This is a genomic window from Streptomyces lacaronensis (genome assembly GCF_047337785.1).
GTDB classification, from domain to species: domain Bacteria; phylum Actinomycetota; class Actinomycetes; order Streptomycetales; family Streptomycetaceae; genus Streptomyces; species Streptomyces lycopersici.
Map to the genome: position 1 here is coordinate 8,864,314 of NZ_JBLHDK010000003.1, position 12,787 is coordinate 8,877,100.

11 protein-coding genes are annotated in these 12,787 nt (G+C 72.9%); 7 read left to right on the forward strand and 4 right to left on the reverse strand.

Annotated features, from left to right (window positions below; genetic code table 11):
- The first annotated feature begins 197 nt into the window (after nucleotides 1-197).
- On the forward strand, nucleotides 198-461 hold the full coding sequence (locus ACMTAK_RS38230) for a hypothetical protein (RefSeq protein WP_413810385.1): 264 nt from the start codon (nucleotides 198-200) through the stop codon (nucleotides 459-461).
- Nucleotides 462-678: 217 nt separating this feature from the next.
- Here the strand turns inward: ACMTAK_RS38230 and ACMTAK_RS38235 are convergent, their stop codons facing one another.
- From ACMTAK_RS38235 to hmgA, 3 genes are all read right to left on the reverse strand, one after another.
- Nucleotides 679-1,881 (reverse strand): type ISP restriction/modification enzyme, encoded by a 1,203-nt coding sequence (locus ACMTAK_RS38235; RefSeq protein WP_413813129.1) that lies wholly within the window; start codon nucleotides 1,879-1,881, stop codon nucleotides 679-681.
- Between the two features lie 295 nt (nucleotides 1,882-2,176).
- On the reverse strand, nucleotides 2,177-2,926 hold the full coding sequence (locus tag ACMTAK_RS38240; RefSeq protein ID WP_044577651.1) for a GntR family transcriptional regulator: 750 nt from the start codon (nucleotides 2,924-2,926) through the stop codon (nucleotides 2,177-2,179).
- Nucleotides 2,927-2,959: 33 nt separating this feature from the next.
- Nucleotides 2,960-4,345: a homogentisate 1,2-dioxygenase gene (gene hmgA / locus ACMTAK_RS38245; protein WP_413810386.1), complete on the reverse strand. Its 1,386-nt coding sequence runs from the start codon at nucleotides 4,343-4,345 to the stop codon at nucleotides 2,960-2,962.
- Nucleotides 4,346-4,431: 86 nt separating this feature from the next.
- On the opposite strand from hmgA, the gene ACMTAK_RS38250 reads away from it, so the two are divergent.
- From ACMTAK_RS38250 to ACMTAK_RS38265, 4 genes are all read left to right on the forward strand, one after another.
- Nucleotides 4,432-5,103: a TetR family transcriptional regulator gene (locus ACMTAK_RS38250; protein ID WP_413810387.1), complete on the forward strand. Its 672-nt coding sequence runs from the start codon at nucleotides 4,432-4,434 to the stop codon at nucleotides 5,101-5,103.
- Nucleotides 5,104-5,299: 196 nt separating this feature from the next.
- Entirely contained in the window at nucleotides 5,300-7,528 is a 2,229-nt protein-coding gene (locus ACMTAK_RS38255; RefSeq protein ID WP_413810388.1) for a molybdopterin oxidoreductase family protein, read from the forward strand.
- Nucleotides 7,529-7,649: 121 nt separating this feature from the next.
- Nucleotides 7,650-9,119 (forward strand): CitMHS family transporter, encoded by a 1,470-nt coding sequence (locus tag ACMTAK_RS38260; protein ID WP_413810389.1) that lies wholly within the window; start codon nucleotides 7,650-7,652, stop codon nucleotides 9,117-9,119.
- Nucleotides 9,120-9,122: 3 nt separating this feature from the next.
- Complete coding sequence (locus ACMTAK_RS38265; protein WP_413810390.1) at nucleotides 9,123-10,421, forward strand: MFS transporter; 1,299 nt, start codon at nucleotides 9,123-9,125, stop codon at nucleotides 10,419-10,421.
- An 18-nt stretch (nucleotides 10,422-10,439) separates the two neighbouring features.
- Here ACMTAK_RS38265 and ACMTAK_RS38270 read toward each other — a convergent pair whose 3' ends face one another.
- Nucleotides 10,440-10,958 (reverse strand): DUF402 domain-containing protein, encoded by a 519-nt coding sequence (locus ACMTAK_RS38270; RefSeq protein ID WP_413810391.1) that lies wholly within the window; start codon nucleotides 10,956-10,958, stop codon nucleotides 10,440-10,442.
- A 51-nt stretch (nucleotides 10,959-11,009) separates the two neighbouring features.
- Between ACMTAK_RS38270 and sigJ the strand changes: the two genes are divergently transcribed.
- Both sigJ and ACMTAK_RS38280 read left to right on the forward strand, forming a co-directional pair.
- Complete coding sequence (gene sigJ / locus ACMTAK_RS38275) at nucleotides 11,010-11,963, forward strand: RNA polymerase sigma factor SigJ (RefSeq protein ID WP_413810392.1); 954 nt, start codon at nucleotides 11,010-11,012, stop codon at nucleotides 11,961-11,963.
- Nucleotides 11,960-12,742, forward strand: a complete 783-nt coding sequence (locus ACMTAK_RS38280; protein WP_413810393.1) for an aminotransferase class IV — start codon at nucleotides 11,960-11,962, stop codon at nucleotides 12,740-12,742. The genes sigJ and ACMTAK_RS38280 overlap by 4 nt, the downstream gene beginning before the upstream one ends.
- Nucleotides 12,743-12,787 lie beyond the last annotated feature (45 nt).

The window sequence follows — 12,787 nt, forward strand, 5'->3', positions numbered from 1 at the left end:
GGAGCAGTCCTTCATGCGGCTATTCGGACCCGGCGAACGAATGGATTGGTCGGCCCGGGAATTTGTTTGCGCGTGATAGGTATCGTCAACACCCTTGACGCGGTGGTGAATCCGGAACCTGGGATGCGTGGGTGACGGCTCGGGGAGGTAGGGTTACTCTGCCCGGGGCGGGTGCCCTCGTACGGGTGGGGAGTGTCATGGAGCAGATAACGGTACGGAGCAGGCCACGAGTGCCTGCGATCAACTGCGGAAGCGGTGCGTCCAGTGCGCGCCTCGACCGCCATCTCGCGGTGATGGGCGGCCCTGCCGTCCCGCAGCGGGAGGCGGAGAGCGCGGCGGTGCTGATGCAGGAGCTGACCGCGCGCGATCACGCGCGCGCGAAGAACAGCCGGGGTGCGCGGGTGTCGCTGTTCGCGCCGCTGCGCCGGTTGCGCCGTTCACTGTTCGGCAACCGCGGCTGACCCGGCCGGCCCGTAGGCGTCTTCGTCGTCATCCCGGGCAGGCACGGGGTCAACCGGTTCGCTCCAGCCGGTGAGTTCCGTGCTGTGATCCACCCCACGCCGTCGTCGCCGTGGGATGCCGACGAGAGGCCACGACGGGCCGCCATGGCCGCTGTGCGGCCATGGCCGAGGGGGCACGCCCGACCAGGCCGGGCAGGCCCCGAGCGGGTAGTCGGGCTCAGAGCAGGGCGAACTGCCCCTCCGGGCCCTCCTCATGGTGATCCAGTACGGACGCCGGGCGCCGGGCCGCACCGGGCACCGGCAGCACCCCCGCCCCCCGCAGCTCCGCCACGTCGATGAGCGCGCCGGCCGCCACCCGGTCGGCGAGCGCCCGCAGCTCCGGTCGCAGCTCGGCGAGCAGCGCCAGCACGGTGATCAGCTCCAGCAGCTCCGAGGTCCACGCGGACGGCCAGCCCGCCGGGCCGATCGCCTCCAGCGTGCCCGGCTCGTGCGGGGCGGTGCGCTGCTCGAACCAGGTCTCCAGCACCCGTACCCCGCCCGCCTGGAAGTCCCATGCGGCCTGCGGGACCGGCGAGATACGGCCCTCGCCCAGCAGCAGGGCCTCCTCGTCCGGGTCGTAGTCCAGGGAGCCGGGCAGTCCGCTCGACGGAAGCGCGGCGCGGACATAGGGGCGCCGGCCACCCGGCATGCGCGGGCGTTCACCACTGTGCGCCCCGCGCGTATGCAGCCACAGCGCACGGCGGCCCAGCTCCACGCCCGATCCCCACAGCTCCGGGTCGGCGGTCAGGGGTACGGCGCATGGCGCGGCGCGCGCCGTGGCGGCGGTCCAGGCCAGGAAGTCCTCGGCGGTCACCGGGCGGCCGAGCCGCGTGGTGAGGTGGTCCAGCAGGCCGGGCGCGAGATTGGGCTCCTGCCCGCCGGGGCGGCGGTAGAGCGGACGGATCCGGCCGGGGCGGCCCGCGGGGGAGTGGCCGTCCGGCAGCAGGGCGGAGAAGGTGAGCACCGGGTCCGGTCCCGCGGCCTCGACGGCATGGATCTGCCGGTCGTCCGCCACCCGCCACAGCTCGGGGCGGGCGGCGTCGATCAGCCGGTGATCCGGTATCAGCCACTGCTGGTCGAAGGGCCCGTGCGCGATCCGCACCGGCTCGGGGCACGGCCCGTCCTCGCGCGCCAGCCGGGCCGTGGAGGTGGCCTGGCCGGGCAGCTGCGGTACGGAGCTGTGCGGCGTACGGGCGCGGGTCGGCCGGAACAGCGCGGCCCGCGCCGCCTCGTCCTCGGCCCGGGTCAGCCGCTCCCAGCGCGCCCTGAGCGAGGCCGCGTCCGGTCCCATGACCCAGGCCCGCCCGAGCCGCAGCGGTCCCACGGCCCACGGCATCAGGTCCCCCAGCGGCGGCGCCTCACGTTCTCCCACGCCCGGCATGGTATCGATGCCGCCCTGTCCTTCCAGGGGGCTGCCCGACGTCAGCCGCCGCCGCTCCGGTGGCTCCGGCCGCCGTGGCCACGGCACCTGCGACTGTGCGGCCCGGCTGGTCTCTCCCCTCCCCGCCCCTTCCCGCAGCATCGATATGCGGCTCCGCCGCGTGGCGGGGGCTACGCCCCAGCTTCCAGCCCCTCCGGCGATTGAGGAGCGGGGTCTGGGGCAGCGCCCCAGTTTCGGGAAGGGGCGGGGAGGGGACAGCCCGCCGCAGGCGGCAAAGCCCGCCGGACGACACCCTCTAGTCCGCCTCGACCGTCACCGAGAACGAGAACCGGTCGCCCCGGTAGTGGATGCGGGCCACGTCCACCACGCGGCCGCTCTCGTCGTAGGTCACCCCCGTGTAGTGCAGGATCGGGCTGAGCAGCGGGACCTGGAGCAGCCGGGAGGTCTCGGGGTCGGCGAGGCGGGCCTCCACCGTGTCCGTGATCCGGCTGATCCGCACCCCCACCGCGTCCCGCAGCACCTTCGTCATCGGCCAGCGGGCGAGGTCCGCGAGGTCGATGCGGTCGGCCAGCTCGGGGCGGACCAGGTTCTCCGCCCAGTTGGTGGGCTCACCGCTGTGGCCGTCCCGGCGCAGTCGGCGGTAGGCGGTCGCCTCGTCCAGGCCGGGGAAGTACTCCGCGAGCGCCGCCGGCACCGGCGCCGGGCCGTGCTCCAGCACCGTCGTCCGCTCGCCCGACTGTTGCGCCACGATGGCGTCCACCGACCCCAGCAGCCGCACCGGCGCGGCCCGCCGGGCGTTCGGCTCGATGAACGTGCCGCGCCGCCGGTGGCGGCTGATGAGCCCCTCGGTCTCCAGCTCCTTCAGCGCCTGCCGCATGGTGAGCACGCTGACCCCGTAGTGCTCGGCCAGCCGGTCCTCGGTCGGCAGCCGCAGCGGATCGTGCGGGGCCCGCCCGAGTATCGAGGCCCGCAGCGACTGCGAGACCTGGTACCACAGCGGCAACTTGCGGTTGAGGGCGAGGGAGTCGGGGGCGAAGGTGGTCACACGGTCTCCGGTCGACGGGGGCAACGGCGGCGTTCAGGGGCGGAAATGGCGTTCCAGACCCTGCCATACGTCGTCATAGCGCCCCTGGAGGTGGTCCGCCTCCAGCGCCTGCCGGGTAACCGTGACCGGCCAGCGCGTCTCGAACATGAAGGCCAGCCCGTCGTCCAGTTTGTGCGGCGCCAGCTCGGCCGCGCTCGCCCGCTCGAACGTCTCGTGGTCCGGGCCGTGCGCGGACATCATGTTGTGCAGCGAGCCACCGCCCGGTACGAAGCCCCCGGCGCCGCCGGTCTTCGCGTCGTACGCGCCCTCGATCAGCCCCATGTACTCGCTCATCACATTGCGGTGGAAGTACGGCGGCCGGAAGGTGTCCTCCCCGACCAGCCAGCGCGGGGCGAAGACCACGAAGTCCACGCCCGCGAGCCCGGGGGTGTCGGAGGGCGAGGTGAGCACCGTGAAGATGGACGGGTCCGGGTGGTCGTAGCTGATGGTGCCGAGCACATTGAAGCGGCGCAGGTCGTACACGTACGGCACATGGGTGCCGTGCCAGGCGACCACGTCGAGCGGCGAGTGGTCGTAGGTGGCGGCCCACAGATTGCCGCAGAACTTGTTGACCACCTCCACCGGGCGCTCCACGTCCTCGTACGCGGCGACCGGGGCGAGGAAGTCCCGGGGATTCGCCAGCCCGTTGGCGCCGATCGGGCCGAGGTCGGGGAGGGTGAACGGGCGGCCGTAGTTCTCGCACACATAGCCGCGCACCGACGGCTCCAGCGGCTCCACCCGGAACCGCACCCCGCGTGGGATCAGCGCCACATGCCCCGGCTCGGCGCGCAGCAGACCGAACTCGGTGTGCAGCAGCAGCCCGCCCCGCTCGGGGACGATCAGCAGCTCGCCGTCCGCGTCGCTGAACACCCGGTCGGTCATGGGCGCGTTGGCGGCGTAGAGGTGGATGGCCATCCCCGCGCGCCGGGTGGCGTCGCCGTTGCCACCCAGCGTCCACAGCCCGGCCAGGAAGTCGGTGCCCTCCGGCGGCTCCGGCAGCGGGTCCCAGCGCAGCCGGTTGGGGTCGGGCGCGGCCTCGGTGAAGGGCGCCCCGCGCAGCGCGCCGCCCGCGATGCGGGTGAACGGCGGATGCGCGGCCGAGGGCCGGATGCGGTACAGCCAGGAGCGCCGGTTGGTGGCGCGCGGCTCGGTGAAGGCGCTGCCGCTCAGCTGCTCCGCGTAGAGCCCGAGCGGGGCGCGCTGGGGGGAGTTGCGGCCGATGGGCAGTGCGCCGGGCACGGCCTCGCTGCTGTGTTCATTGCCGAAACCGGAGGCGTAGACCAGCTCTTCGGCCGTTTTGCGCGCCCGCTCGATCCCCTGCTCGTGTCCTCGCTGACCGACGTGCTGATCGCCGTGCCGGATCCCCGTGCCGTCGCCCATCGCGCGCTCCCACCGCTCCGCCGCACACCACTAGATTGCGCTTGATTCCTATGTCAGACGATAGGAATCGAAACCCGGGCTCGTCAATGATCGGGCAGGATGGTGGCGTGCCCATACCGCCCCTCCGCCGCCATCCGGTCCAGCGCCGCAGCGCCGAGCGCCTCGGCCGGATCCTCGACGCGTGTGCCGAACTCCTCGACGAGATCAGCTACGAAGAGCTGAGCACCCGGGCCGTCGCCGAGCGCGCCAACGTGCCCATCGGCTCCGTCTACCGCTTCTTCTCCAACAAGCGGGCGATGGCCGAGGCCCTGGCCCACCGCAATCTGGACGAGTACGCCGAGCGGATCACCCGGCGGCTGGCCGCCTCGGACGCGGCCGCCGCCTCCGGCTCCGGGCCGGACGGGGGCGGCGGCTGGCGGGAGGCCATGGACGTCGTCGTGGACGAGTACCTGGCGATGAAGCGCGGGGCGCCGGGCTTCGCGCTCATCGAGTTCGGCCATCCGGTCCCGGCCACCGCGCCGCCGGAGCAGCCCAACCATCTGGTCGCCGACCGGCTGCGGACGCTGCTCGCCGACCGGCTCCGTACGGGCGCGGACGAGGCGACCGAGGAGCGGCTGCGGGTGGCCTTCCTGCTCGCGGTCGAGGCGGCGGACGCGCTGCTCCGGCTGGCGTTCCGGATGGACCCGGAGGGCGATCCGGCGATCGTGGCGGAGACGAAGGAGCTGCTGCGCGCCTATCTGGCCCGGGTCCTGGACTGATCCGGGGTCCACTGGGAGGTCCGGTCGACCGGGAGTTCCCGTCGGTCCCGGGGCCGGTCGACCGTGGGTTCCCGTCGGTCCCGGGTCCGGTCGATCGGGAGTTCCCGCCGATCCCTCCCCGACATGCCTACCAGTCGGTATGGTGAGCGGGTCCGGCGCGTCATCGCGGCCTCGCCGCCGTCCCTGGGAGAGACCGATGAGCACTGCCCTGCGTATCTGCCCGCTCTGCGAGGCCACCTGCGGGCTGACCCTCACCATCGACGAGGGGAGGGTGACCGGGGCGCGCGGCGATCGCGAGGACGTCTTCAGCCGTGGTTTCATCTGCCCCAAGGGCGCCGCGTTCGGGCAGCTCGACGCCGATCCCGACCGGCTGCGGCGCCCCCTCGTCCGCCGTGCCGGGCGCCTGGTGGAGACCGGCTGGGACGAGGCGTTCGCGGCCGTGGCGGAGGGGCTGGCCCCGCTGCTGCGCGAGCACGGGCCGCAGTCCGTGGGGGTCGTGCTGGGCAACCCCAATGTGCACACCGTGGCCGGAGGGCTCTATCCGCCGCTGCTGCTCGGCGCGCTGCGCACCCGTAACGTCTTCAGCGCCAGCACCCTCGACCAGATGCCCAAACACGTCTCCAGCGGGCTGCTGTACGGGGACGCCAACGCGCTTCCGGTGCCCGACCTGGACCGTACGGACCATCTGCTGATGCTCGGCGCCAACCCGCTGGACTCCAACGGCAGTCTGTGCACCGCTCCCGACTTCCCCGGGCGGCTGCGGGCGCTGCGGCGGCGCGGCGGCCGGCTGGTGGTGGTCGACCCCCGGCGCACCCGTACGGCCGCGCTGGCCGACCGCCATGTGGCGATCCGGCCCGGCACCGACGCCCTGCTGCTCTTCGCCATGGTGCAGGTGCTGTTCGCCGAGGACCTGGTGGCGCCCGGCCCGCTCGCCGAGCACGTCAGCGGCGTGGCGGAGGTGCGGCGGCTGGCCGCGGACTTCCCGCCGGAGGCGGTGGCCGAGGCGTGCGATGTGCCCGCCGAGGAGATCCGCGGCCTCACCCGCGACCTGGCCGCCGCGTCCCAGGGCGTGGTGTACGGGCGGGTGGGCTCCACCACCGTCGAGTTCGGCACCCTCACCAGCTGGCTGGTCGATGTGGTCAACGTGCTCATCGGGCAGCTGGACCGGCCCGGCGGCATGATGTTCCCGCTCGCCGCTACCGGCCGCCGGGAGCGCCCGGCGCGGCCCGGGAAGGGGTTCGCGCTCGGCCGCTGGCACAGCCGGGTCAGCGGATACCCCGAGGCCAAGGGCGAACTGCCCACCGTCGCACTCGCCGAGGAGATCGAGACCCCGGGCGAGGGGCGGATACGGGCGGTGCTGGCGCTCGCGGCCAACCCCGTGCTCTCCGCACCGGACGGCGACCGCCTGGACCGGGCGCTGGCCGGGCTCGACTTCATGGTCAGCGTCGACCCGTACCTCAACGAGACCTCGCGCCACGCCCATGTGGTGCTGCCCCCGCCGCCGCCCAGCCGCAGCCCCCACTTCGACTACGCCTTCAACAGCCTGGCCGTGCGCAACCAGGTCCGCTACACCCGCCCGGCGATCCCGCTGGAGGCGGACCGGCTGAGCGAGAGCGCCATCCTGGCGCGGCTGGTGCTGTGCGTGAGCGGGAACGGCGGCGCCGACCCGGAGGCGGTGGACGCCATGGCGATCCAGGGGACCCTCGCCAAGGAGGTCGCCGACGAGTCCTCCCCGGTGCACGGACGTGAGCCCGGCGAGCTGGCCGCGCTGCTGACCGGGGTGGACGGTCCCGAGCGCCGGCTGGACATGATGCTGCGGCTGGGCCCGTACGGCGACGGCTTCGGCGCCGACCCCGACGGGCTGAGCCTGGAGAAGCTGCTCGCCCATCCGCACGGCATCGATCTGGGTCCGCTGCGGCCGCGCGTTCCGGGGCTGTTGAAGACCCGCAGCGGCACGGTGGAGCTGTGCCCGGAGCCGCTGGCCGCCGATGTGGAGCGGCTGCGCCGGTCGTCGGCCGACCGGCCCTCGGGGCTGCTGCTGGTCGGCCGCCGCCATCTGCGCTCCAACAACAGCTGGATGCACAACGTCCCGGCCCTGATGGGCGGCAGCAACCGCTGCACCCTCCAGGTGCACCCCGAGGACGCCACCCGGCTGGGGCTGACGGACGGCGGTCTGGCCCGGGTCAAGGGCGAGGGCGGGGAGCTGGAGGTGCCGGTCGAGGTGACGGACGCGGTACGGGCCGGAGTGGTGAGCCTGCCGCACGGCTGGGGCCATGCCCGCCCCGGCGTCCGGCTGTCCGTGGCCGGGGCCCGGCCCGGGGTCAATGTCAACCAGCTCTTCGACGGCTCACGGCTGGATCCGCTCTCGGGGACGGCGGTGCTCAATGGCCACCCGGTGCGCGTATCGCCCTCGGTACGGCACTGACCTGGGGTTTTGCGCTTATTGCTCACGCGTCAAGACCTTGTTAACGGAAAGTTGCCGCACCTAACGTCGCCTCGACCGCCAAATCTGGGGGAGTTCAAAGGCGAACGTGAGGTAGCCAACTATGCTGACCATCCTCGGCTTCGTCATGATCGCGACATTCCTTGTCCTGATCATGATGAAGAAGATGTCCCCGATGGGCGCCCTGGTGCTCATCCCCGCGCTGTTCTGTGTGCTTGTCGGGAAGGGGGCGCACCTCGGGGACTATGTCCTCAAGGGCGTCGGCGATCTGGCACCCACGGCCGCCATGCTGATGTTCGCGATCATCTACTTCGGGGTGATGATCGACGTCGGTCTCTTCGACCCGATCGTCCGGCTCATCCTGCGGTTCTGCAAGGCGGACCCGATGCGGGTGGTGGTCGGCACCGCGATCCTCGCGGCGATCGTCTCGCTCGACGGCGACGGCTCCACCACCTTCATGATCACCGTGTCGGCCATGGTGCCGCTCTACCGGCGGCTGAAGATGAGCCTGGTGGTGATGACCGGTGTCGCGGCCATGGCCAACGGCGTGATGAACACGCTGCCCTGGGGCGGCCCGACCGCCCGCGCCGCCGCCGCACTCAAGGTCGACGCCAGCGACATCTTCGTGCCGATGATCCCGGCCCTCGCGGTCGGTCTGCTCTTCGTCATCGCCCTCGCCTACGGCCTGGGCCTGCGCGAGCGCAAGCGGCTCGGCGTGCTGACGCTGGACGAGGTCACCGCGGGCGACCCCGAGCAGGTGCTGGTCGGGGCGGGCTCCGGAGGCAAGGGGGCCAAGGGCCGTAAGGGCGTCAAGGCCGCGCTGACGGGCGGCGGCGCGGGCTCCGGCACCGACGCGGAGGCCCAGTCCTCGAAGGGCTTCGGCTCCCCGAACGGCTCCGGCTCCTCGGACGCCTCCGACGAGGCCGACGAGCTCAAGGGGCTCGACCCCCACCGCGCCACCCTGCGCCCCAAGCTCTACTGGTTCAACGCGGCCCTGACCGTCGCCCTGCTCGCCCTGATGGTGACCGAGACCATGCCGATCCCGGTCCTCTTCCTGCTCGCCGCCGCCGTCGCGCTGACCGTCAACTTCCCGAACATGAACGACCAGAAGGCGCGGGTGGCCGCGCACGCCGAGAACGTCGTCAACGTCTCCGGAATGGTCTTCGCCGCGGCCGTCTTCACCGGCGTCCTCACCGGCACCGGCATGGTCGAGCACATGGCCCGCTGGCTGGTCGACGGCGTCCCCGAGGGCATGGGCCCGCACATGGCCATCGTCACCGGTGTGCTGTCCCTCCCGCTCACCTACTTCATGTCCAATGACGGCTTCTACTTCGGCATCGTGCCGATCCTCGCCGAGGCCGGGGCCGCCCACGGGGTGTCCGCGCTGGAGATCGCCCGCGCCTCGCTCGTCGGACAGGCCCTGCACATGTCGAGCCCGCTGGTCCCCGCCGTCTACGTGCTCGTCGGCATGGCGAAGGTCGAATTCGGCGACCACACCCGGTTCACCGTGAAATGGGCGGCGCTCACCTCCCTGGTGGTGCTCGCCGCCGGTCTCGCCTTCGGCATCATCTGACCCGTGAAGATCTCGAAGCCCGGTAGGGGCTGGCTGCTGCGCCTGGTCATCGCCTTCTCGTTCACCCAGGGGGCGGTGAGCATGGCGCGGCCGGCCGTCTCGTACCGGGCGCTGGCGCTCGGTGCCGACGCCCGTGCCATCGGTGTGATCGCCGGTATCTACGCCCTGCTGCCGCTGTTCGCCGCCGTACCCCTCGGGCGGCGCACCGACCACGGGCGGTGCGCCCCGCTGCTGCCCATCGGGGTCGCCCTCATCGCCACCGGCTGCGCATTCAGCGGCACGGCCGGATCGCTGCCCGCGATGGCCGCGTGGAGCGGGGTGATGGGCCTCGGCCATCTGTCGTTCGTCATCGGCGCCCAGTCCATCGTGGCCCGCCAGAGCGCGCCCGAGGACCAGGACCGCAACTTCGGCCACTTCACCATCGGTGCCTCGCTCGGCCAGCTCATCGGGCCCATCGCGGCCGGTCTGGTGGTCTCCGAACACGACGGGGCGATGGGCCGCACCAGCGCCGCCGCGCTGTTCGTCTCCGCCGCCCTCGCGGCCTTCTCCGTCACCTCGCTGTGGCGCATCGAGCGCCGCCCGGACGGCACGGCGGCCGGGCCCGCCAAGGAGGCCCCGGCCCGCAAGGTCTCCGTACGGTCCATCCTCACCACCCGCGGGGTCGCCTCCGGCATGTTCATCAGCCTCGCCGTGCTCTCCGCCACCGACATCCTCACCGCCTATCTGCCGGTCGTCGGCGAACAGCGCGGCATCTCGCCCGCCGTCGTCGGTGTGCTGCTCAGCCTGCGCGCCGCCGCCACCGTGGCCTGCCGGCTCGCCATGACCCCGATGATCCGGCTGATGGGCCGCACCGTGCTGATGGCCGTCAGCTGTCTGGGCGCCGCGCTGCTGTGCGCGGGCATCGCCCTGCCGGTGCCCGCCTGGGCGCTCGGGGTGCTGCTGGCCGGGCTCGGCTTCTGCCTCGGCGTCGGCCAGCCGCTGTCGATGACGACCGTCGTCCAGGCGGCCCCCGAGGGCGCGCGCAGCACGGCCCTCGCGCTGCGGCTCACCGGCAACCGGCTCGGCCAGGTGGCCGCGCCCGCCTCCGCCGGTGTGCTCGCGGGGCTCGCGGGCACCGCCGCCCCCTTCGTCATGCTGGGCGGACTGCTCCTGATATCGGCGGCGACAGCCGTCCGGCCGCTGCGCGGTCGCCCGGCCGCGGACCCCGCCGGGGACCGGCCGGTGCCGGAGACGCGGCCTGCCAAGGGGCGTACGGAGGAGTCGTCCTCGGCCTCGCGGGGCACGGGACGGCCACCCCGGTGAGCCGACAGCGAGGTGGCCTCAGGGCCGCTCGCCGTCGACCATGGCCAGCCACCCCCTGGAGGCGTCCCCGAACGGCTCGGCGCGCCCGTCGACCGCGTCCATCAGCCACCGCCCCGCCGCCTCGGCCTCCGCTATGACATCCGCCGGATAGCCGTACCGCACCTGGTGCTCGGCGAACTCGTCCTCGTCGTCCATCAGGGTCGAGCCGTCCGTCCGCTTGCGGATCACATCGAGATCCAGGTCCACCATCGACACCTCGTGGGAGGAGAGCCACTCGGCAGGCGTGGCGATGTCGCAGTAGATCTCGGTCTCCCGGGGCGGGGCGTTGAACGCCGCGGTCCACCAGGCGTCGCGCGGGAGGAGGATCACATGCGCGCAGGCGATCGGCACCATCGGGCCGTACCCCTTGCGCATGACACCGCCGCCGGGCAGCCCCAGCCAGACGCCGTGTTCGTCCTCGCCCAGCCTGCGCATCCGCAGGTTCCAGTGCAGAGAGCCGTCGTACTTGCGGTAGTTGACGGATACGAGATCTGGCATGAGCCGATCCTATGCGGTGGCCGCGGCGGCGTGCCGCCTACCATCGGTCGAATGGACACCCCCGTATCACCGTGGAAGGACCGCGCGGGACCGCAGGCCGGGCCGGTGCCGGATGCGGGGAGCGAGGACTTCCTCCACCACCGTGAGCTGCTCTTCTCCATCGTCTACAACATGCTCGGCACGGTCGCCGACACCGAGGACGTGGTGCAGGAGACCTGGCTGTCCTGGGCGTCGGTCCAGGGCAGGGAGATCGCCAACCCCCGGGCCTATCTGGTGCGGATCGCCGTCAACCACGCGCTCAGCCAGATGCGCCGCGCCCGCCGCAGCCGGGAGAGCTATATCGGCCCCTGGCTGCCCGAGCCCGTACTGACCGAACCGGACACCCCCGACACCGCGATCCGCACCGAATCGGTGTCCCTGGCGATGCTGGTGGTCCTGGAGACCCTGACCCCCTTGCAGCGCGCGGTGTTCGTGCTGCGCGAGGCGTTCGCCTACGACCACGCCGAGATCGCCGCGATCCTGGGCCGCAGCCCGGCCGCCATCCGCCAACTCGCCCACCGTGCCAAGGAACGCGTCGAGGCCCGGCGGCCGCGCTACGACCTCGACCGAGGCACCCAGCGCATCGTCACCGAGCGGTTCCTCGACGCGGCCGTCGGCGGTGACCTCGACGCCCTGATGGACGTCCTGGCCCCGGAAGTGGTCATGTGGAGCGACGGCGGGGGCAAGCGCCGCGCCGCCCTCCGCGTGATCGAGGGCCGGGACAAGGTGGCCCGCCTGGTGGCCGCCGTCAGCGCCCAGTTGCCCACCTTCCACGCGCGCCCGGTGCAGATCAACGGGGGCCCGGGGGTGGTTCTGTTCATCGGCGGGACGCTGTACGCGGCCGCGGTGTTCGACCCCGCGCCCGACGGCGAGCGGGTGCGCGGCATCTACGGCCTGATCAACCCCGACAAGCTCGGCCGACTCGCCCAGTCCGTCCACCCCCCGGCTGGAAGACTGGCCCCATGACAGAGCTGAACGGGGAACCGGCGGGCATCCGCGAGCTGACGGCGCTGGCCATGACCAACTACGGCCACTTCACCACCATGCGGGTGGAGGACCGGCGGGTACGCGGGCTGTCCCTCCACCTGGACCGGCTGGTACGGGACTGCGGGGTGCTGTTCGGCACCGATCCCGACCGGGACCGCATCCGCGAACTGGCCCGGCGCGCCGTCGCGGACACCGAGGGCGCGCTCACGGTCCGGGTGACCGTGTACGACCCCGACCTCGGGCTGGAGCGGCCCGGAGCCGAGGCCACGCCGCGGATCCTGGTCACCACCCGGCCCGCCGCCGCGCCCTCACCGCCCCCGCTGAGCGTGCGCACCGCGGCGCACCACCGCGACCTGCCCGAGGTCAAACACGTCGGGCTGTTCGGGCTGTTGCGGCTGCGCCGCCTGGCCCAGCTCGACGGCTACGACGATGTGCTGCTGACGGACGAGCGCGGCGCGGTGTCCGAGGGCGCGACCTGGAACGTGGGGTTCTTCGACGGCGATCGCCTGCTGTGGCCGGACGCCACGTGCCTGCCCGGCGTCACCCAGGAGCTCGTTCGCCGTGTCCACGGCGGCCCGCAGCACACCGAGCGGATCGACCGCGAGCGGCTCGGCGGACTGCGCGCGGCGTTCGCCCTCAACGCGGGGGTGGGCGTGCGGCCGATCCGGTCGATCGACGGGGTGGAGTTCGACCCGGAGCATCCCGTCCTGGACACCCTGCGCAAGGAGTACGCCGCGACGGCCGCGGAGCGGCTGTAGGACGGCCCGCATGAGGGGCGGGCGCCGGGCGATTCGCGCCGCCTG

Coding starts and splice junctions, on each gene's coding strand:
- ACMTAK_RS38230 (WP_413810385.1), top strand. CDS start 198: ATGGAGCAGATAACGGTACGGAGCAGGCCACGAGTGCCTGCGATCAAC.
- ACMTAK_RS38255 (WP_413810388.1), top strand. CDS start 5,300: ATGAGCACTGCCCTGCGTATCTGCCCGCTCTGCGAGGCCACCTGCGGG.
- hmgA (WP_413810386.1), bottom strand. CDS start 4,345: ATGGGCGACGGCACGGGGATCCGGCACGGCGATCAGCACGTCGGTCAG.
- ACMTAK_RS38270 (WP_413810391.1), bottom strand. CDS start 10,958: ATGCCAGATCTCGTATCCGTCAACTACCGCAAGTACGACGGCTCTCTG.
- ACMTAK_RS38260 (WP_413810389.1), top strand. CDS start 7,650: ATGCTGACCATCCTCGGCTTCGTCATGATCGCGACATTCCTTGTCCTG.
- sigJ (WP_413810392.1), top strand. CDS start 11,010: ATGGACACCCCCGTATCACCGTGGAAGGACCGCGCGGGACCGCAGGCC.
- ACMTAK_RS38280 (WP_413810393.1), top strand. CDS start 11,960: ATGACAGAGCTGAACGGGGAACCGGCGGGCATCCGCGAGCTGACGGCG.
- ACMTAK_RS38250 (WP_413810387.1), top strand. CDS start 4,432: ATGATCGGGCAGGATGGTGGCGTGCCCATACCGCCCCTCCGCCGCCAT.
- ACMTAK_RS38235 (WP_413813129.1), bottom strand. CDS start 1,881: ATGCCGGGCGTGGGAGAACGTGAGGCGCCGCCGCTGGGGGACCTGATG.